Source organism: Pseudomonas sp. X10 (assembly GCF_054889225.1).
The window spans coordinates 4689256-4707717 of record NZ_CM142677.1 but is presented as its reverse complement, the minus strand read 5'-3'; the positions used below and the strand labels follow the sequence as shown (position 1 = coordinate 4707717).

At 64.4% G+C, this 18462-nt stretch carries 16 protein-coding genes and 1 pseudogene; 11 read left to right on the top strand and 6 right to left on the bottom strand.

Going from position 1 to position 18462, the window contains the following annotated elements:
• The first annotated feature begins 47 nt into the window (after positions 1-47).
• Complete coding sequence (locus ACYU03_RS21495) at positions 48-1151, top strand: NADH:flavin oxidoreductase (RefSeq protein ID WP_461886639.1); 1104 nt, start codon at positions 48-50, stop codon at positions 1149-1151.
• Here ACYU03_RS21495 and ACYU03_RS21490 read toward each other — a convergent pair.
• The gene (locus ACYU03_RS21490) at positions 1120-2337 is read right to left on the bottom strand and encodes a glycosyltransferase family 4 protein (RefSeq protein WP_461886638.1); all 1218 of its coding nucleotides are present in this window, start codon (positions 2335-2337) and stop codon (positions 1120-1122) included. The genes ACYU03_RS21495 and ACYU03_RS21490 overlap by 32 nt on opposite strands.
• A gap of 86 nt (positions 2338-2423) precedes the next feature.
• Positions 2424-3152, bottom strand: a complete 729-nt coding sequence (cysZ, locus tag ACYU03_RS21485) for a sulfate transporter CysZ (protein ID WP_461886637.1) — start codon at positions 3150-3152, stop codon at positions 2424-2426.
• Positions 3153-3418: 266 nt separating this feature from the next.
• On the opposite strand from cysZ, the gene ACYU03_RS21480 reads away from it, so the two are divergent.
• Positions 3419-4018, top strand: coding sequence for a redoxin domain-containing protein (locus tag ACYU03_RS21480; protein WP_461886636.1), 600 nt, complete (start codon positions 3419-3421; stop codon positions 4016-4018).
• 128 nt (positions 4019-4146) lie between these two features.
• Complete coding sequence (gene trxB, locus ACYU03_RS21475) at positions 4147-5109, top strand: thioredoxin-disulfide reductase (protein WP_461886635.1); 963 nt, start codon at positions 4147-4149, stop codon at positions 5107-5109.
• A gap of 72 nt (positions 5110-5181) precedes the next feature.
• On the opposite strand, the gene nadC is transcribed toward trxB, so the two are convergent.
• The gene (nadC, locus tag ACYU03_RS21470) at positions 5182-6030 is read right to left on the bottom strand and encodes a carboxylating nicotinate-nucleotide diphosphorylase (protein WP_461886634.1); all 849 of its coding nucleotides are present in this window, start codon (positions 6028-6030) and stop codon (positions 5182-5184) included.
• A gap of 197 nt (positions 6031-6227) precedes the next feature.
• Between nadC and ampD the strand changes: the two genes are divergently transcribed.
• From ampD to ACYU03_RS21450, 4 genes and pseudogenes are all read left to right on the top strand, one after another.
• Complete coding sequence (ampD, locus tag ACYU03_RS21465) at positions 6228-6794, top strand: 1,6-anhydro-N-acetylmuramyl-L-alanine amidase AmpD (RefSeq protein ID WP_461886633.1); 567 nt, start codon at positions 6228-6230, stop codon at positions 6792-6794.
• Entirely contained in the window at positions 6791-7621 is an 831-nt protein-coding gene (gene ampE / locus ACYU03_RS21460; protein ID WP_461886632.1) for a regulatory signaling modulator protein AmpE, read from the top strand. The genes ampD and ampE overlap by 4 nt, the downstream gene beginning before the upstream one ends.
• A 160-nt stretch (positions 7622-7781) precedes the next feature.
• Positions 7782-8903 (top strand): annotated as a pseudogene (locus ACYU03_RS21455) (HAMP domain-containing protein); the annotation flags it as partial.
• Between the two features lie 144 nt (positions 8904-9047).
• Positions 9048-9761, top strand: coding sequence for a methyl-accepting chemotaxis protein (locus ACYU03_RS21450; RefSeq protein WP_461891518.1), 714 nt, complete (start codon positions 9048-9050; stop codon positions 9759-9761).
• On the opposite strand, the gene ACYU03_RS21445 is transcribed toward ACYU03_RS21450, so the two are convergent.
• Positions 9758-10537 carry a TatD family hydrolase gene (locus tag ACYU03_RS21445; RefSeq protein ID WP_461886631.1) on the bottom strand — a complete coding sequence of 260 codons (780 nt, stop codon included), beginning with the start codon at positions 10535-10537 and terminating at the stop codon, positions 9758-9760. The genes ACYU03_RS21450 and ACYU03_RS21445 overlap by 4 nt on opposite strands.
• Before the next feature lie 2 nt (positions 10538-10539).
• Positions 10540-11535 carry a catabolite repressor/activator gene (gene cra, locus ACYU03_RS21440; RefSeq protein ID WP_461886630.1) on the bottom strand — a complete coding sequence of 332 codons (996 nt, stop codon included), beginning with the start codon at positions 11533-11535 and terminating at the stop codon, positions 10540-10542.
• Positions 11536-11819: 284 nt separating this feature from the next.
• On the opposite strand from cra, the gene ptsP reads away from it, so the two are divergent.
• The 3 genes from ptsP to ACYU03_RS21425 are packed head-to-tail and all read left to right on the top strand — an operon-like array spanning position 11820 to position 17352.
• Positions 11820-14672, top strand: coding sequence for a phosphoenolpyruvate--protein phosphotransferase (gene ptsP, locus ACYU03_RS21435; protein WP_461886629.1), 2853 nt, complete (start codon positions 11820-11822; stop codon positions 14670-14672).
• Positions 14672-15619, top strand: a complete 948-nt coding sequence (pfkB, locus tag ACYU03_RS21430; RefSeq protein ID WP_461886628.1) for a 1-phosphofructokinase — start codon at positions 14672-14674, stop codon at positions 15617-15619. Before ptsP ends, pfkB begins: the two co-directional genes overlap by 1 nt.
• The gene (locus tag ACYU03_RS21425) at positions 15616-17352 is read left to right on the top strand and encodes a PTS fructose-like transporter subunit IIB (protein ID WP_461886627.1); all 1737 of its coding nucleotides are present in this window, start codon (positions 15616-15618) and stop codon (positions 17350-17352) included. Before pfkB ends, ACYU03_RS21425 begins: the two co-directional genes overlap by 4 nt.
• Before the next feature lie 77 nt (positions 17353-17429).
• Here ACYU03_RS21425 and ACYU03_RS21420 read toward each other — a convergent pair whose 3' ends face one another.
• The gene (locus ACYU03_RS21420) at positions 17430-17657 is read right to left on the bottom strand and encodes a DUF3820 family protein (protein ID WP_461886626.1); all 228 of its coding nucleotides are present in this window, start codon (positions 17655-17657) and stop codon (positions 17430-17432) included.
• A gap of 202 nt (positions 17658-17859) precedes the next feature.
• Between ACYU03_RS21420 and ACYU03_RS21415 the strand changes: the two genes are divergently transcribed.
• Positions 17860-18336 (top strand): ferritin-like domain-containing protein, encoded by a 477-nt coding sequence (locus ACYU03_RS21415; RefSeq protein WP_461886625.1) that lies wholly within the window; start codon positions 17860-17862, stop codon positions 18334-18336.
• The last annotated feature ends 126 nt before the right edge of the window (positions 18337-18462 follow it).

The following is an 18462-nucleotide window of genomic DNA, read 5'->3' as shown; positions in this document are numbered from 1 at the left end:
CCAGGCTCCTATGCTCAGGCGCATTTCCAACTCCCCGGGAGCGCCGCATGTCTGCCAACGCACTGTTCCAACCCTTCACCTTGGGCACCCTCGACCTGCCGACCCGGGTGGTCATGGCGCCGATGACCCGCACGTTTTGCCCTGGCGGCGTGCCCCACGCCCAGGTGGTTGAATATTATCGTCGCCGTGCGGCGGCCGGTGTCGGCCTGATCATCACCGAAGGCACTACGGTTGGGCACCAGGCGGCCAATGGCTATGCCAACGTCCCGCGCTTTCATGGTGAGGATGCCTTGGCTGGCTGGAAACAGGTGGTCGATGCGGTACACGCCGAGGGTGGGCGCATTGTTCCGCAACTCTGGCACGTGGGCAGTGTACGGCGCCTGGGCACCGAGCCCGACGCCAGCGTGCCGGGCTACGGCCCGAGCGGGAAGGTCAAGGATGGCAAGGTCCTGGTCCATGAAATGAGCCACGCGGATATCCAGGAGGTGATCGCCGCCTTCGCCCAGGCCGCCCGCGATGCCCAGGCCATCGGCATGGATGGCGTAGAGATCCACGGTGCCCACGGTTATCTGATCGACCAGTTCTTCTGGGACGCCAGCAACCGTCGTGATGATGAATACGGCGGCGACCTGGCAGGCCGCACGCGCTTCGCCATCGAGCTGATCCAGGCCGTTCGCGCAGCTGTGGGGCCTGACTTCCCGATCATCTTCCGTTTCTCCCAGTGGAAGCAGCAGGACTACAGTGCGCGATTGGTGGAGAGCCCGGAGGCCTTGGGTGCTTTCTTGCAGCCGCTGGTCGACGCCGGTGTGGATATCTTCCACTGCTCGACCCGCCGTTTCTGGGAGGCGGAATTCCCTGGGTCCGAGCTGAACCTGGCCGGCTGGACCCGTAAGCTCACCGGCAAGCCAACCATTACGGTCGGTAGCGTCGGCCTGGACGGTGAGTTCCTGCAATTCATGGTGCAGACCGACAAGGTGGCCCAGCCGGCCAGCCTGGAAGGGTTGCTGCAACGCTTGGGCAATGACGAGTTCGATCTGGTGGCCGTCGGCCGTGCCTTGCTGGTCGACCCACAGTGGGCGGCCAAGGTCCGTGATGGCCGTGACGAAGAAATCCTGCCGTTCAGCCGCGAGGCGCTGACGACCCTGGCTTGATCGCCAATGGCGCCACTGCCGGTTGATTGGCCACGGGGCTAGCTTGCCGGCAGGCGCTGTGCAGGTGACTCTCGAACTGCTCGATGATCGCTGGCCAGCCTTGGCGGCTGGCGTGTTGGCGGGCATTGAGGCGGACGCGGCGCAAGGTCTCGTCCTCTTCCAGCAACCAACTGGCGGCATCGATGAAGGCGGCCTGGTCGCCTGGCATGGCCAGGGCGCCGCTATGGCCGTGGCGGATATGCTGAGCCGCAGCCGCCTCATCATAGGCGACCACGCCCAGGCCTGACGCCAGGGCCTCCAGGACCACATTGCCGAAGGTCTCGGTCAGGCTTGGAAACAGGAACAGATCACCGCTGGCATAGTGTTGCGCCAGGGTTTCGCCCCGTTGCAGGCCACAGAACACCGCCTCCGGCAACTGCTGCTCCAAGGCTGCGCGCTGCGGGCCGTCGCCGACCACGATCAGGCGTATGCGCCGCTGCGGATAACTTTGCTGCAGGGCCAGCAGACAGGGGCGCAACAGGCCGAGGTTCTTTTCCGGGGCCAGACGGCCAACGTGCAGCAGGGCGATGTCGTCAGGCCCCAGCCCCCAGCTGGCACGCAGGTTCTGGCTGCGCCGGGCGGGATTGAACAGGCTGGCGTCCACGCCGCGAGCCATCAGGGCCAGGCGTTCGAAACCACGCCGTTCCAGCTCCAGGCGTTGGCTGGTGCTAGGCACCAGCGTGGTGGCGGTGCGCCGGTGGAACCAGCGCAGGTAGTGAGTGAGCAGGCGGGTCAACAGGCCCAGGCCGTACTGCCCCGAATACTGCGGGAAATTGGTATGGAACCCGCTTACCACGGCAAGCCCGAGCCGGCGCGCAGCACGCAGGGCGCTGAGCCCAAGGGGGCCTTCGGTGGCGATGTACAGCACATCCGGCCGGTGTCGCTGCCAGCGGCGCAGCAGTTTGTGCATCGACACCTGGCCCCACTGCAGTCCGGGGTAGCCCGGCAGGGGCCAGCCGCTGCATAGCATCAGATCGTCGTCATTGGCCTTGGTAGCGTCGCAAGCTTGGCGCGGGCGGATCAGTTCGACCTGGTGGCCGCGCAGGCGCAAGCCTTCGCTCAGACGGCCAAGGGTATTGGCCACGCCGTTGATCTCGGGTGGAAAAGTCTCGCTGACCAGGGTGACGCGCAAGGACGGAATGCTCATGAACAAAAGTCTCCGTCGCCCTGGTTGCCGTTATGTGACGACGGAGTGACGTGCTCATGACGCCTGCTTGCTGGCCTTTTCTCGTGTCAGGCGCGTTCGCGGACCCAGAACAAAGTGGCGCCTGCCACGGCAGCGGGCATCATCAGCAGGTTGACGAAAGGCACCATCAGCGCCAGGTAGGTGATGCCGCCAAAGCCCAGGCTCTGCCAGCGCTTCTGGCGCAGCCAGGCGAGCATGTCCTGCCAGCTCATCTTGTTGTTGTCTGCCGGGTAGTCGATGTACTGGATGGCCATCATCCAGATACCGAACAGCAGCCACAGCGGTGCGGCGACGATGTTCACCACCGGGATCAGCGACAGGATGAACAGGGCGATCGCACGAGGCAGGAAGTAGCCCAGCTTGCGCATCTCGCGGCTCAGTGTCCGCGGTACCATGGCCATCAGTTCGCCCCAGCTGAAGGCCGGGAAGTTGTCTTCGCCGCGCACCACCACTTCGACCTTCTCCGCAAGAAAGCCGTTGAACGGCGCGGCGATGATGTTGGCCACCAGGGTGAAGGTGAAGAACACCATCAGCACCAGCAAGGCCACGAACAGCGGCCAGAGGATGTAGCTGAGGAAACTCAGCCAGTCCGGCAGGCTCGGCATCAGGGCGTCGAGCCACAGGCTGAACTGGTGGCCGGCGAAGTAGATCAGGCCGACGAACAGCAGCAGGTTGATCGCCAAGGGCAGCAGGACGAACAGGCGCAGGCTCGGGCTCAGGACCAGTTTCAGTCCTTCGCGCAGGTACTGTGGGCCAGAGAGGACAGGGGCTTGCATCAAAGCGCTCCGGATAAGGGAAAACGCGCTGACCTTACCGAGTTTGGCGTCGCGGCGAAAGGCGGACGCTTATGGGGAAACCACCTGTAACAAAAGCCAAGTCGGAATTTCGGGTCTGTCCATAGGCAAAGAAGGAGCCAGGTTGTAGGTAAATAGAGCAGGTCTATAAGGTGGATTGTCGAAGGATATTTCCTTAATCTCTGCCACCTCGCTACAGTGCGCACAACTTTTCAACGCCTTCGGATACTGACTTTCAAGGAGTTTCCATGAGCATTCTGGTCAACAAGCAAGCCCCCGACTTCGAGGCGGCTGCAGTGCTTGGCGACGGTTCCATCGTCGACAGCTTCAAGCTCTCGTCCCTGCGCGGCAAGTACGTCGTGCTGTTCTTCTGGCCGCTGGACTTCACCTTTGTCTGCCCGTCGGAGATCATTGCCCACAACAACCGCATGGACAAGTTCCGCGAGCTGGGCGTGGAAGTGGTCGGTGTTTCCATCGACTCGCAGTTCACCCACCACGCCTGGCGCAGCACCCCGGTGGAGAAGGGCGGTATCGGCGAAGTCGAGTTCACCATGGTCGCCGACGTCAAGCACGAGATCACCCGTGCCTATGGCATCGAGCACGATGCGGGCGTTGCCCTGCGTGCCTCGTTCCTGATCGACCAGCAAGGCGTGGTGCAGCATCAGGTCGTCAACAACCTGCCGCTGGGCCGTGAAGTCGACGAGATGGTCCGCCTGGTCGAGGCCCTGCAGTTCACCGAGCAGTACGGTGAAGTCTGCCCGGCCGGCTGGCGCAAGGGCCAGAAGGGCATGAAGGCCGACGCCCAGGGCGTGGCCGACTACCTCGCGGCAAACGCTGCGGCCCTGTAAGGCAATCCGTTTTCAGGACCTGTGCGTTATAGCCTTCCCCAAGTGCTGCGCAGGTTCTTTTTTATTCCAGCCGGCGGTGCCGGCGTTCCGATACTGGCCGAGCATGGCCAGGTCGTAAGGAGTCTGTCATGTCTGAAGTACGTCATTCGCGAGTGATCATCCTTGGTTCCGGCCCTGCCGGCTACAGCGCCGCGGTCTACGCCGCCCGCGCCAACCTCAAGCCTCTGCTGATCACCGGCATGCAGGCCGGCGGCCAGCTGACCACCACCACTGAAGTCGACAACTGGCCGGGCGACCCCCACGGCCTGACCGGCCCGGTGCTGATGCAGCGGATGCAGGAGCACGCCGAGCGCTTCGAGACCGAAATCGTCTTTGACCACATCAACGCCGTGGACCTGGCACGCAAGCCTTACACCCTCCAGGGCGACAGCGGCACCTACACCTGCGACGCGCTGATCATCGCCACCGGCGCCAGCGCCCGTTACCTGGGCCTACCGTCGGAAGAGGCATTCATGGGCAAGGGTGTCTCGGCCTGCGCCACCTGTGACGGTTTCTTCTACCGCAACAAGCCGGTGGCTGTTGTCGGCGGTGGTAACACTGCCGTGGAAGAGGCCCTGTACCTGGCCAACATCGCCAGCAAGGTGACCTTGGTGCACCGTCGTGACACCTTCCGCGCCGAGAAGATCCTGGTCGACAAGCTGCATGCCCGCGTGGCCGAAGGCAAGATCGAGCTCAAGCTCAACGCTACCCTGGACGAAGTGCTGGGTGACGACATGGGCGTGACCGGTGCGCGCCTGAAGAACAATGACGGCAGCAGCGACGAGATCAAGGTAGACGGCGTGTTCATCGCCATCGGCCATACGCCGAACACCTCGCTGTTCGAAGGCCAACTGACCCTCAAGGACGGCTACCTGGTGGTCCAGGGCGGCCGCGAAGGCAACGCTACTGCCACCAACGTCGAAGGTGTGTTCGCCGCCGGCGACGTGGCTGACCACGTCTACCGCCAGGCCATCACCTCGGCCGGTGCCGGCTGCATGGCTGCACTGGATGTCGAGCGCTACCTGGACGGCCTGCAGAACGCTTCTTTCTGATCAGCCATCCGCATAAAAAAACCGGCTTGTCTGCCGGTTTTTTTATGCCTGCCTCCAGGGCTTGTGTAGGCTTCAGAGGCTCAGGCGCATGGACAGGTCCACAGCCTTCACGTCCTTGGTCATGGCGCCGATGGAGATGTAGTCCACGCCGGTGTCGGCGATCACCCGCAAAGTGCTTTCACTGACGCCGCCGCTGGCTTCGAGTTTGGCCTTGCCGGCGGTGATGCGTACCGCTTCGCGCATTTCATCGAGATTCAGCTCGTCGAGCATGATGATGTCGGCGCCGGCTGTCAGTGCCTGTTGCAGTTCATCCAGGCTCTCCACTTCGACTTCCACCGGCTTGCCTGGCGCGATGCGTCGTGCTGCGGTGATTGCCTCGGCGATGCCACCACTGGCGGCGATATGGTTTTCCTTGATCAGGAAGGCGTCGTACAGGCCGATGCGGTGGTTGTCGCAACCCCCGCAAGTGACCGCGTACTTTTGCGCCAGGCGCAGGCCGGGCAGGGTCTTGCGGGTGTCGAGCAGGCGCACCTGGGTGTCGGCGACCAGATCGGCCAGAAAGCGCGCGCGAGTGGCGACGCCGGACAGCATCTGGAGGAAGTTCAGCGCCGTGCGCTCGCCGCTGAGCAGTGAGCGGGCCGGGCCTTCCAGATGGAACAGCGCCTGGTTGGCTTTGGCCCGCTCGCCATCGGCGACCTGCCAGTGCACGGCGACGCGTGGGTCGAGCTGGCGGAACACCGCGTCAACCCAGGCCGTGCCGCTGATCACGCAGTCTTCACGGGTGATGATGGTCGCCTTGGCCAGGCGCTCGGCCGGAATCAACTGGGCGGTGATGTCGCCGCTGCCGATGTCTTCCAGCAACGCGCGGCGCACGTTGGCTTCGATTTCGGCGGTCAGGTCGGCGAGGCGTAGGTTCGGCATGGTGGACTCCACAAGCTAGATGCCGGCGATTATAGGGCAGGGGGGCGGTGTGTACAGCCGCCCTGGCCATGAGCTGTCGTTCTGGAGATGGTGGCCGAGCGGCTGCGCCTGTGAGTGGCGGGTGATTTCTCCGATGCATCCGTCATCGCCTCGCGGCATACTGAACGCACACATCCCTTGTGTTTCAGGATATAAACATGCAATTGAACCGCGAGACAGGCTGGTTCACCGGTGTCACCCATTGCCCCTCGCCGAATTTCAACCGCCGTGCGCAAGGCGAGTGCATCTCCCTGCTGGTGATCCATAACATCAGCCTGCCCCCGGCCTGCTTCGGCACTGGCAAGGTCCAGGCCTTCTTCCAGAACCGTCTGGATCCCGACGAGCACCCGTACTTCGAGAGTATCCAGCACCTGAAAGTGTCGGCTCATTTCTTCGTCGAGCGGGATGGGGCGGTCACTCAATTCGTGTCTTGCCTGGACCGTGCCTGGCATGCTGGTGTCTCATGCTTCGACGGACGTGAGGCATGCAATGACTTTTCCATCGGGATCGAACTGGAAGGCACCGATGAACTGCCTTACACCGACGCCCAGTACGCCGCACTGGAGCAACTGACCCGGCAGATCCGCAACGCCTGGCCAGCCATCGACTTGCGGCGCATCTGCGGCCACAGCGATATCGCCCCGGCGCGCAAGACCGATCCGGGCCCGGCATTCGATTGGGTGCGTTACCGCGCAGCCCTGCAGGACAACGAGGACAAGGCATGAGTTTTCTGGTGTTGGTGCTGGTGTTGTGGGTCGAGAAGTTCTCTGCCCTGCGCCAGCGGTTGCAACGCGATGGCTTCTTTTTGGGCGAACTGGTGCGGCTGGAGCGCAGCGGCAAGGTGCACCCCTGGTGGACATTGTCCATCCTGGTGCTGGCGCCGGTCGTGCTGCTGGTGTTGCTGCTGTATGTGCTGGAGCCGGTGGCCTACGGTCTGGTCGCCTTGCCGGTGCACTTGCTGGTGCTGATCTACAGCCTCGGGCGCGGTGACGCCAAGGCCGCGCTCGGCCCGTTCCGCGATGCCTGGCGACGGGGCGACGAGCAGGCCGCGCTGCATGTGGCCGAACGCGACCTGGGCGTGGCTGCCGACGATGCCCCGGGATTGCTGGCGCGGGTTCAGGGCTATCTGCTGTGGCAGGCCTACCAGAGCTTTTTCGCGGTGATCTTCTGGTACTTCCTGCTCGGCCCGGGCGCGGCCCTGGCCTATCGCTTGCTGGCCTTGTGCGCAGGGCATAGCCGCCAGCCGGCGCTGAAGGAGCGGGCCGAGCAACTGCGTCATGCCATGGACTGGTTGCCAGTACGGGTACTGGCCCTGAGCTTCGCCCTGGTCGGCAACTTCGTCGCGGTCGGACGGGTAATGCTGCATGAAGTATTGAACTGGCAGATCAGTGCCGGCCACCTGGTGGCCAAGGTCGGCCGGGTGGCGGACGATGTGCTGGATACCGAGGTCGGCCAGCAAGGGCTGGGCAGCCTGGACAGCTTGTGGGAGTTGCTGCTGCGCTGTGCCGTGCTCTGGTATGCCTGCTTTGCGCTGTGGACGGTGCTGGCCTGAGCTGGCGAAGGAGCGATTAACCTTAAGTTACAAACCTTCGGTTCGATATAGGTTATACAGGCTTGGTGAATGCCGACTATGGCCTTTTGCTACTTCGTAGAACAATAAGAATCGAAGGAGGTGACTTGTGAAGCACCTGCTCTATCCGGCCATCGCACTGATGAACCGGCTGAGCTTCGCAATGAAGTTCAGCCTGATCAGCGTCCTGTTCTTCCTGCCCATGTTGGTGACCAGCTTCTATCTGGTCCGCGATTCCTATGCCCAATTCCATGCCACCCGGGTCGAACTGCAGAGTCTCGACTTGCTGGGTGGCAGCCTGGCACTGCGTGGAGACCTGGAAACCCTTGGCAACCTCTTGCAGATCAATGCGGTGCTCGGCCAGTCGGGCAAGGCTGGGGATGTGGAGGCGCGGATTGCCGAACTGGAGCGCCAGGTGCAGGCACGCTTGGCAGGGCTGGCCGGTGCGGACCCGGTGCTCGAGGCCAAGCGCGTGGAGTTGGGTGACGCTTTCTCCACGGCCCAGGGCGAATCCTCCTTGCAGAACAAGATGGCGCTGTTCGACAAGCTGCTGGTCCAGGCCCAGGTGTTGAGCAAGCTGGTCGCCAGCCAGTCCGGCCTCAGCCAGGACAGTCAGTCTTCGGTGCGCCAGCTGAGCGAGCTGCTGACCAGCGTCACCCCACAGGTGACCCAAACACTGGGTGAAGGCCGGGCGATGGGGGCTTTCTCGCTGGGCCAGGGGTTCCTCAATTCCTCCACCAGCACCCGTTTCGAAGAGCTGTTACAGCGCCTCGAGCCGCTTGCTGCCGATTACGCTATCCGCCTGCAGGATGCCCTGGCCACGGAGCCACGTGCCCAGGCGCGCCTGGGCAGCCAGGCGGCCAGCAGCCAAGCGACGCTCAAGCAGGCTGGCGAACTGTTCGAGGAGCAGGTGGTGGTGGCCGAGACCCTCGACGCGCCGTGGCAGACCTTCTATGACCAGGTCAGCGGGCTCATGGCCCAGACCTACCAACTCAACGATGCCACCCTCGGTTTCCTTCAGGAGCAGTTGCAGGACCGCCTGGCAGAGCACCGGCTGCACATGATAGGTCTGGTTGCTGCGCTGGCCACGGTCTTGGTGCTGATCCTCTACCTCTATGGCGGTTTCTACGCCTCGACCCGCGACACCTTGGGCAAGCTGGGCGCAGTGATGGACAAGGTGGCGGCTGGCGACATGACTGTCAGCTTCCACGCCCAAAGCCGTGACGAGCTGGGTGATTTGGGGCGGGCGTTCAACGTGACGGTGCAGCGCATCCGTGGCCTGATCGAGCAGGTCGGGCAGACTGTGGTAGCGGTGGAGCAGCAGGCCGGGCAGGTGCTGTCGGTATCGACTCGCAGTAACCAAGCGGTCAGCGGCCAGCGCGAGCAGATCGAGCAAGTGGCCACGGCGATGAACCAAATGTCGGCCACCGCCCAGGAAGTGGCGCGCAGCGCGGCACTGGCGGCAGACAGCGCACACCAGGTCAATCAGGAGAGCGCCAGTGGCCGCAGCCTGATGGAAAGCCAGCAGGGCAGCATTGCGCGCCTGGCGGGGGAAATCGACCAGTCGGTGGCGGTGATCAACCAGTTGGTCAGTGACAGCCAAGCCATCAGCCGGGTGCTGGAGGTGATCCGCAGCATCGCCGAGCAGACCAACCTGCTGGCTTTGAATGCCGCTATCGAGGCGGCCCGGGCTGGTGAACAAGGCCGTGGTTTCGCCGTGGTCGCCGATGAGGTGCGCACCCTGGCCAAGCGGACCCAGGACTCCACCGAAGAGATCGCCCAGATGATCGTGCGCCTGCAGGGCGGCGTGGGCGCGGCGGTCAAGGCGATGGACAGTAGCCACCAGATGGCGACCGGAACCGTGGATGAGTCACGACAGGTGCAGCAGGCGCTGGTCAACATCCTTGGCGCGGTCGGCAGCATCGTCGAGCAGAACCAGCAGATCGCCGCCGCTGTCGAGCAGCAGACCGCCGTGGCCCATGACATCGACCAGAACATCGTGCAGATCAACCGGGCGGCTCAGGACACGACCCAGGGCGCCTGCCTGACCGAGGATGCCAGCCGGCAACTGTCGGCCCAGGTGGTGGAGCTCAAGCGCTTGATCGGGGCGTTTCAGGTCTAGGGCCAGCCGAACAGTTCGCAGGCATTGCGGCTGCTGGCCGCGGCCAATTGTTCGGGGGAGACGCCGATCAGCTCGGCCAGGGCATTGGCGATTTCCGGCAGGTGCTCCGGGCTGTTGCGCTGGCCGGGGAACATGGAGGGCGCCATGTCTGGGGCGTCGGTCTCCAGGACGATGTTGTCCAGCGCCAGGCGCGCCACGGTCTTGCGCAGGCGCAAGGCCTGGGGCCAGGTGGCGGCGCCACCGAGGCCGAGCTTGAAGCCGAGCTTGCTGTATTCGCGGGCTTCCTCGTAGCTGCCGGCGAAGGCATGGATGATGCCCGCGCGCTTGAGCTTGTAGCGCTTGAGCGTAGTGATCACCTGGGCGTGGCTGCGGCGCACGTGGAGCAGGGCTGGCAGCTCGAAATCGGCGGCCAGTTGCAGTTGGACTTCGAACAGGGCCTGTTGGCGCTCCTTGTCCAGCTCGGGCAGGTAGTAGTCCAGGCCGAACTCGCCCACGGCACACAGCTGGGGCTCGCCACGCAGGCGTTCCAGCCATTCACGCAGTTGCCCGAGGTGTTCGGGACGATGCTGGTCGAGGTACACCGGATGCAGGCCAAGGGCGGCGTGCAAGCGGCTGTCGCTGCGCACCAGCTCCCAGACCCGTTGCCAGTTCTCCTGATGGACGCCCAGCACCACCATGCGTTCGATTCCGCGAGCGCTGGCATTGGCCAGCAGGCGCCCGCGGTCGGCGTCGAAATCTGGAAAGTCCAAATGGGTGTGGGTGTCGATCAGGCGCATGCTCAGGTCGGTGTAATGCGTTGCTTGAAGGTGCGGGCGATGGCGTGCACACCCGGTTCGTAACGCTTTTCTTCGATAGCGGCCAGGGCCAGTTCCAACGCAGTGGCGGCGATCAGACCGTGTTGCTGGGCCATGGCATTGACCGGCAGCGGCAGGAAGTCGAGCAACTGGTTATCCCCAAAGGTGCCCAGTTGCAGGCTACGCGAGTCAGCCGGGCGCGCCTGCAGGGCATCGAACACCCCTTGCAGCAACACGTAGGAGGTGGTCACCAGGGCATCGGGCAGACCGCCTTGTTCAGCCATCAACTGGTCCATCAAGCGTTGGCCGCACTCACGGCTGAAGGCCTCGCCTTGATAGCGGCTGACGTGCCCTTGGAAGCCTTCCAGCGCTTGGTCGAAGCCGCTGGCACGGGCCTGACTGACGCTCAGCTCTGGCCGCGCGCCGATCAGCGCGATGTGCTTGGGCGTGGTTGCCAGCAGGCTCGTCGCCAGTTGCAGGCTGGCGTCCCGGTCATCGCTGATCACCGAGCAGAAATGCTCTGGGTCCAGGCGGCGGTCGATGGCGATGACTGGCAGGCCCTTGTCCTGCAGTTCGCGGTAGCTGTCGTCCTCGGGCGGTAGGCAGCTGGCGACGAACAGCGCATCGCAGCGGCGGGCGCGGAACAGTTGCTGCAACTGGCGCTCGCTGTCGGGCTGGTCGTCACTGCTGGCGATCAGCAACTGGTAGCCGCGGGCGCGGGCGCCTTGCTCCAGTTGCTTGGCGATGCGGGCATAACTGGGGTTTTCCAGATCCGGCAGGATGAAGCCGAGGGTCCGGGTATGCCGGCTGCGCAAGCCGGCAGCCTGGGGGTTGGGCGTGAAGCCATGGGCCTCGACCACCGCGCGCACCCGCTCGACAGTGCTGTTGCTGATGCGCTGCTGTTCGGCCTTGCCATTGATGACGTAGCTGGCGGTGGTCACGGACACACCGGCCAGACGGGCGATATCGCTGAGTTTCACCGAATTTTCCTTGTTATTACCAGGGCTGGCTGTGGAGCCTGACCGGAGAGTTTCTCTGATCGGCAGGTCCGTGCGCAGACGACCATTGTCGCAATTGTCCGACAAGATGGGGCTTTTTAGATGGAAGATTATCGAGTAACGTGCGCACTATTCCAGGTTAAACGTTTCAGCAGGCGATTTTACTGCCCCATCAGCCGCCTGCCTGGAGGGCCTCGACTGGTCCCCTGTAGGAAAATTCACAACAATACCTCAGTGCCACCTCAGGTACTGCAAAGGAGAAGGTCATGCTCGAGCTCGCCAAGGAGCAGATAGCCATGGGCCAGGCAGCCGCCGACAAGGCTGCAGCGTTACGCCTGCTGGCTGATCGTCTGGTCGCCGATGGGTTGGTTGCCGAAGGTTACCTGGAGGGTTTGCAGGCCCGTGAAGCGCAAGGTTCGACCTTCCTTGGCCAAGGCATTGCCATCCCCCATGGCACACCGCAGACCCGTGATCTGGTCTATGCCACAGGCGTGCGTCTGCTGCAGTTTCCTGAAGGCGTGGACTGGGGCGACGGGCAGATCGTGTACCTGGCCATCGGCATTGCCGCACGTTCGGATGAGCACCTCAGGTTGCTGCAACTGCTGACCCGCGCCCTGGGCGAGACCGACCTGGCCGAGGCATTGCGTCGGGCCAGTTCGGCCGAGGCCCTGCTCAAGCTGTTGCAGGGGGCGCCGCAGTCGCTGGCGTTGGATGCGCAATTGGTCGGTTTGGGCGTTGGTGCCGAGGATTTCGATGAGCTGGCCTGGCGTGGCGCGCGCTTGCTGCAACGAGCAGGGTGCGTCGAGACAGGCTTTGCTGCCGTGCTACAACAAGCCGAACCGTTGCCGCTCGGTGAAGGATTGTGGTGGCTGCACAGTGAACGCCAGGTCCGTCAGCCCGGCCTGGCCTTCGTCACGCCGCAACAACCCTTGCACTATCGGGACCAGCCTTTGAACGGGCTGTTCTGCCTGGCCAGTCTCGGTGCTGCCCATCAGGCATTGCTCGAACGCCTCTGTGAAGTGCTGATCGAAGGGCGTGGGCAGATGCTCTACCAGGCCACCAGCAGCCGCGCCGTACTGGAAGTGCTGGGCGGTGAAGTGCCAGTGGACTGGCCGAGCGCCCGCATCACCCTGGCCAACCCCCATGGCCTGCACGCCCGCCCCGCCAAGGTGCTGGCGCAACTGGCCAAGGGCTTCGAGGGCGAGATCCGCCTGCGCCTGGTCGACAGTGCGCAGCCGGCGGTGTCGGTGAAGAGCCTGAGCAAGTTGCTCAGCCTCGGTGCCCGGCGTGGCCAGGAGCTGGAGCTGATCGCCGAGCCGAGCATCGCCAGAGACGCCTTGCCGGTATTGCTGGCCGCTATAGAACAGGGGCTTGGCGAGGAAGTCGAACCGCTAGCCCCGGTGACCCAAGCGGTCGACGCCGCACCTGTGGCCAGGCTCGAGGCTCCGCCTGCCGGTAGCCGCATCCAGGGTGTCGCTGCGGCGCCAGGTATCGCCAGCGGGCCGGCCCACCTTCAGGTAGAGCGGGAGATCGACTACCCCCTGCGTGGCGAGTCGCCACAACAGGAGCGGGTGAAGCTGCGTGCCGCGCTAGACACGGTCAATGGCGAGTTGCAGGCGTTGGTCCAGCGCAGTGACAAGGCTATCGGCGAGATCTTCGTCACCCACCAGGAAATGCTCAGCGACCCGGCCCTGACCGATGAGGTGGAGCAGCGCCTGCGCCAGGGTGAGAGCGCCGCCGCGGCCTGGATGAGTGTGATAGAGGCGGCCGCGCGGCAGCAGGAGGCGCTCAATGACGCCCTGCTGGCCGAACGTGCCGCTGACCTGCGCGATATCGGCCGACGTGTGCTGGCGCAATTGTGCGGTATTCAGGACCCGTTGGAGCCAGAGCAACCCTATGTGCTGGTGATGGCCGAGGTCGGCCCGTCCGACGTCGCCCGGCTCGACCCGGCGCGGGTGGCCGGGATCGTCACTGCCCACGGTGGCGCCACGGCGCACAGTGCGATCGTTGCCCGCGCCCTGGGTATCCCGGCAGTGGTCGGCGCAGGCGAGGCGGTGCTGCTGATCGAGTCGGGCACTGCGCTGTTGCTCGATGGCCAACGTGGCAGCCTGAGCGTGTCACCGTCCCAGGACGAGGTGCAACGTGCCCTGGCCGAACGTGAGCGGCGCGAGCAGCGCCTGCAGGCCGCCTGGGCGCGGCGCCTGGAGCCCGCGGTGAGCCGCGACGGGCATGCCGTCGAGGTATTCGCCAACATCGGCCAGAGCACTGACCTCGACAAGGTGGTGGACCAGGGCGCCGAAGGTGTCGGGCTGTTGCGCACCGAACTGATCTTCATGGCCCATCCACAGGCGCCGGATGTGGCGACCCAGGAGGCCGAATACCGCCGCGTGCTTGACGGCCTGGCCGGCCGCCCGTTGGTGGTGCGCACCCTGGACGTGGGCGGTGACAAGCCGTTGCCTTATTGGCCGATCGCCGCGGAAGAAAACCCATTTCTCGGTGTGCGTGGCGTGCGCCTGACCTTGCAGCGTCCGCAGGTCATGGAAGACCAACTGCGCGCCTTGCTCCAGGCGGCAGGCGAGCGGCCGCTGCGCATCATGTTCCCCATGGTTGGCCAGGTGCAGGAGTGGCGTCAGGCGCGGGCCATGGTCGAGCGTCTGCGGCTGGAGATTCCGGTCCGCGACCTGCAACTGGGGATCATGGTCGAGGTGCCTTCGGCAGCCCTGCTGGCGCCACAGCTGGCGCGGGAAGTGGACTTCTTCAGCATCGGCACCAACGACCTGACCCAGTACACCCTGGCCATCGACCGTGGCCACCCCAGCCTTTCTGCCCAGGCCGATGGCCTGCATCCAGCAGTGCTGCAACTGATCGACATGACCGTGCGCGCCGCCCATGCCGAAGGCAAGTGGGTCGGTGTGTGCGGCGAACTGGCAGCCGACGCGCAAGCGGTGGCACTGCTGGTTGGCCTGGATGTGGACGAATTGAGCGTGTCGCCGCGCAGCATCGCCGAGGTCAAGGCACTGGTGCGTGAAACTCATCATGAACAGGCCCGCGCCCTGGCGCGCCAAGCCTTGCAGCAAGACAGCGCCGAAGCGGTACGGGCGTTGGTGGAGAACAACTGATGGCGAAGATCCTCACCCTGACCCTGAACCCGGCGCTGGACATCACCGTCAGCCTCGATGTGTTGCAGGCTGGGCATGTCAACCGCAGCCAGGCGCAGCACAGCCATGCCGCTGGCAAGGGCCTGAACGTCGCCCAGGTGCTGGCCGACCTGGGCCACAGCGTCACCGTGGGCGGTTTCTTGGGGCGTGACAACCTGCAGCCGTTCGAGTCGCTGATCGACTGGCGTGGTTTCAACGACTGTTTTATCCGGGTGCCAGGCGAGACGCGCAGCAACATCAAACTGGTGGAGGCCGACGGCCGAGTCACCGACATCAATGGCCAGGGGCCGGAGGTCGACGAGCGGGCGCAGACTGCATTGCTGCGCCTTCTGGAGCAGGGGAGTGGCGGTTATGACGCCGTGGTGGTGGCCGGCAGTCTGCCGCGTGGCGTCAGCCCGCAATGGTTCCGGCAACTGTTGCAACAACTTAAGGCACAGGGCCTGAAGGTCGCCCTGGACAGCAGTGGCGAGGCCCTGCGCGCAGGCCTGGAGAGCGCGCCTTGGTTGGTCAAGCCGAACACCGAGGAACTGGGCCAGGTATTGGGGTTGGAGGTGCACAGCTACGCCGATCAGCAAGCTGCCGCCGAGCGGCTGCTGACCGGCGGCGTGGAGCATGTGGTGGTGTCCCAGGGTGAACAGGGCGTCGCTTGGTTTGCCAAGGGCCAGGCGTTGCATGCGCAGCCGCCACGGGTGCGTGTTGCCAGCACTGTGGGCGCTGGCGACTCGCTGGTGGCAGGCATGGTTCATGGCCTGCTGCAGGGTGAGGAGGCGTCGCGGACCCTGCGCCGTGCCACGGCCATCGCCGCCCAGGCGGTGACCCAGATCGGTTTCGGCATTCACGACCGCGAACAACTGGCCCGTCTGGAGTCGGCCGTGCAACTGACAGAAGTACAAGAGGGTTGCCGATGAACATTGCCATTGTCACCGCCTGCCCCAACGGCCTGGTGTCCAGCGTACTCAGTGCCCGGTTACTGGCGGCGGCGGCCCAGCGCCGTGGTTGGAGCACCTGCGTCGAAGTGTGGGACCCCGAGCACCCGGAGCGGCGTTTGTCCGCGGAGGAGATCGCGGCCGCTGACTGGGTGCTGGTAGTGAGCACCGGGCCGCTGGACCTTGGGCGTTTCGTCGGCAAGCGCGTCTACCAGAGCACCCCGGCCCAGGCGTTGGCTGACCGCGAGGGGTTTCTCGAAGACGCGGCGGGTAAGGCGCAACTGCTGGAAAGCACCAAGAGCGATGAGCCGGTAGCCTCCCCGCAGGTGCGTAAGATCGTTGCGGTCACCGCCTGCCCGACCGGCGTGGCCCACACTTTCATGGCCGCCGAGGCCCTGCAGCAGGCGGCTCAGCAACTGGGCCACCAGTTGACGGTCGAGACCCAGGGCTCGGTGGGGGCACGCAACCCGCTGCCGGCCGAGGCCATCGCCGAAGCCGACGTGGTACTGCTCGCTGCGGATATCGAAGTGCCGACCGCGCGCTTTGCTGGTAAGCGCATCTACCGTTGCGGCACCGGCATCGCCCTCAAGCAAGCCCAGGCTACGTTGGCCAGGGCCCTGGACGAAGGCAAGGTGGAAAGTGCCGGCGAGGCCTCGGCCAGTCCGGCCAAGAGCGGTGAGAAGACGGGTATCTACAAGCACCTGCTGACGGGCGTGTCCTTCATGCTGCCGATGGTGGTGGCCGGTGGCTTGCTGATCGCCCTGTCCTTTGTCTTTGGCATCGAGGCGTTCAAGGAGCCGGGCACCTTGCCGGCGGCGCTGATGCAGATTGGTGGCGAGGCGGCGTTCAAGCTGATGGTGCCGTTGCTGGCTGGCTACATCGCCTGGTCGATCGCCGACCGTCCCGGCCTGGCGCCAGGCATGATCGGCGGCCTGCTGGCCAGCACCCTCGGGGCCGGCTTCATCGGCGGCATCATCGCCGGTTTTCTCGCCGGCTACAGCGCCAAGGCCATCAGCCGCTGGGCGCGCCTGCCGACCAGCCTGGAGGCGCTCAAGCCGATCCTGATCATTCCGCTGCTGGCCAGCCTGTTCACCGGCCTGGTGATGATCTACGTGGTCGGCCAGCCGGTTGCGGCCATGCTCGACGGGCTGACCCGCTTCCTCGACAGCATGGGTACCACCAATGCCATTCTCCTCGGCCTGCTGCTGGGCGGGATGATGTGCGTGGACCTTGGCGGGCCGATCAACAAGGCTGCCTACGCGTTCTCCGTGGGGCTCTTGGCCTCGCAGAGCTATGCACCCATGGCAGCGACCATGGCCGCCGGCATGGTGCCGCCGATCGGGCTGGGCCTCGCCAGCTTCCTGGCCCGGCGCAAGTTCGCCCAGAGTGAGCGCGAAGCAGGCAAGGCAGCGTTGGTGCTGGGGCTGTGCTTCATTTCCGAAGGGGCAATACCTTTCGCTGCCAAGGACCCGCTGCGGGTGATCCCGGCCAGCATCGCCGGTGGTGCCCTGACCGGGGCGCTATCGATGTACTTCGGTTGCAAGCTGATGGCGCCCCATGGCGGGCTGTTCGTGCTGCTCATTCCCAACGCCATCAACCATGCGCTGCTGTACCTGCTGGCGATCCTGGCGGGTAGCTTGCTGACGGCGGTGATCTATGCCGTGCTCAAGCGCAGCGATCAGATGGAACTGGCCGTGGCGCCGGTGAAGGGGTGATGCAATGAATTTGCTAGGCGAGGGCTTTGCCCTTGGTTCGCTGGCAAGCCGGCTCTGAGGGCACAACTGTCTTGCATTCAGCGATTAGGCCGATGCTTGTGCCGCAGCGGCACAAGCAGGTCGCCCAGCCCGTTGTGGTCGATCTCGTGCATCAACGCCAGCAACCCGCCCAGTTCCCCTTTCGGAAACCCTTTACGTGCGAACCAGGCCAGGTAATCACCCGGCAGGTCGGCGATCAGGCGCCCCTGGTACTTGCCGAAGGGCATCTGGCGGGTGACCAGCAATTCGAGGGTTTCCGGTTTCATCGGTGGCGCCTGGTTCGTGGAAAGTGCCGACCATACTGCAATCTGCACGAAGGCCAAAGGACAGTTCATGCAGAACGCGGTGTGGCGAGGTTGGTCGGCCTATTTCAACTCACTGATATCAAAGGGTTTCGTCTTTCATGGGTAACTGGCATGAAGGCTGCTCCTGTCTATAGGACTTCCACCTGTGCAAGGAGTATGTGCCATGAGCAACCCCAACAAAGACGTGATCGATGTGCTCAACGACCTGATTGAGTTCAGCAAAGATGGCGAAAAGGGATTCCGCGAGTCGGCGGACGATGTGAAGGACAGTCAGCTCAAAACGTTCTTCATGCAACGTGCAGGTGAATGCGGTAGTGCCGCAGTCGAATTGCAGAGCGAAGTCCGCCGCCTGGGCGGTGATCCGGAAACCTCCACTAGCGTCAGTGGCGACCTGCACCGTGGTTGGGTCAACCTCAAGTCCATGCTGACCGGCAAGGGTGAAGAGGCAGTGCTCAACGAGGTCGAGCGTGGCGAAGACCATGCGCTCAAGGCATACAAGGATGCACGCGAGAAGTTGATCAAGCATGGCCTGGCGGTCAGCGATCCGCTCTACACCCTGGTCGAACGGCAGTTGCAAGGCGTGCAACGCAACCATGACCAGGTCAAGGCCCTGCGCGACGCCGCCCGCGCCCGTTCCTAGGCCCGCTAGCGCGTTTCGGCCGCGGCGCCCAGTACCTGGATCAGGTCCTGCTGGGCGCCGGGTATGTCAACACTGAGGTCGATACTCTCACTCACTGGCAGCCAGGCGGCTGCCAGGTCGAGGGTC

What these genes read in the sequence shown, in the direction of transcription:
- ACYU03_RS21495 (WP_461886639.1), top strand. Translation starts at nt 48, where the DNA reads ATGTCTGCCAACGCACTGTTCCAACCCTTCACCTTGGGCACCCTCGAC.
- ACYU03_RS21490 (WP_461886638.1), bottom strand. Translation starts at nt 2,337, where the DNA reads ATGAGCATTCCGTCCTTGCGCGTCACCCTGGTCAGCGAGACTTTTCCA.
- cysZ (WP_461886637.1), bottom strand. Translation starts at nt 3,152, where the DNA reads ATGCAAGCCCCTGTCCTCTCTGGCCCACAGTACCTGCGCGAAGGACTG.
- ACYU03_RS21480 (WP_461886636.1), top strand. Translation starts at nt 3,419, where the DNA reads ATGAGCATTCTGGTCAACAAGCAAGCCCCCGACTTCGAGGCGGCTGCA.
- trxB (WP_461886635.1), top strand. Translation starts at nt 4,147, where the DNA reads ATGTCTGAAGTACGTCATTCGCGAGTGATCATCCTTGGTTCCGGCCCT.
- nadC (WP_461886634.1), bottom strand. Translation starts at nt 6,030, where the DNA reads ATGCCGAACCTACGCCTCGCCGACCTGACCGCCGAAATCGAAGCCAAC.
- ampD (WP_461886633.1), top strand. Translation starts at nt 6,228, where the DNA reads ATGCAATTGAACCGCGAGACAGGCTGGTTCACCGGTGTCACCCATTGC.
- ampE (WP_461886632.1), top strand. Translation starts at nt 6,791, where the DNA reads ATGAGTTTTCTGGTGTTGGTGCTGGTGTTGTGGGTCGAGAAGTTCTCT.
- ACYU03_RS21450 (WP_461891518.1), top strand. Translation starts at nt 9,048, where the DNA reads ATGAACCAAATGTCGGCCACCGCCCAGGAAGTGGCGCGCAGCGCGGCA.
- ACYU03_RS21445 (WP_461886631.1), bottom strand. Translation starts at nt 10,537, where the DNA reads ATGCGCCTGATCGACACCCACACCCATTTGGACTTTCCAGATTTCGAC.
- ptsP (WP_461886629.1), top strand. Translation starts at nt 11,820, where the DNA reads ATGCTCGAGCTCGCCAAGGAGCAGATAGCCATGGGCCAGGCAGCCGCC.
- pfkB (WP_461886628.1), top strand. Translation starts at nt 14,672, where the DNA reads ATGGCGAAGATCCTCACCCTGACCCTGAACCCGGCGCTGGACATCACC.
- ACYU03_RS21425 (WP_461886627.1), top strand. Translation starts at nt 15,616, where the DNA reads ATGAACATTGCCATTGTCACCGCCTGCCCCAACGGCCTGGTGTCCAGC.
- ACYU03_RS21420 (WP_461886626.1), bottom strand. Translation starts at nt 17,657, where the DNA reads ATGAAACCGGAAACCCTCGAATTGCTGGTCACCCGCCAGATGCCCTTC.
- ACYU03_RS21415 (WP_461886625.1), top strand. Translation starts at nt 17,860, where the DNA reads ATGAGCAACCCCAACAAAGACGTGATCGATGTGCTCAACGACCTGATT.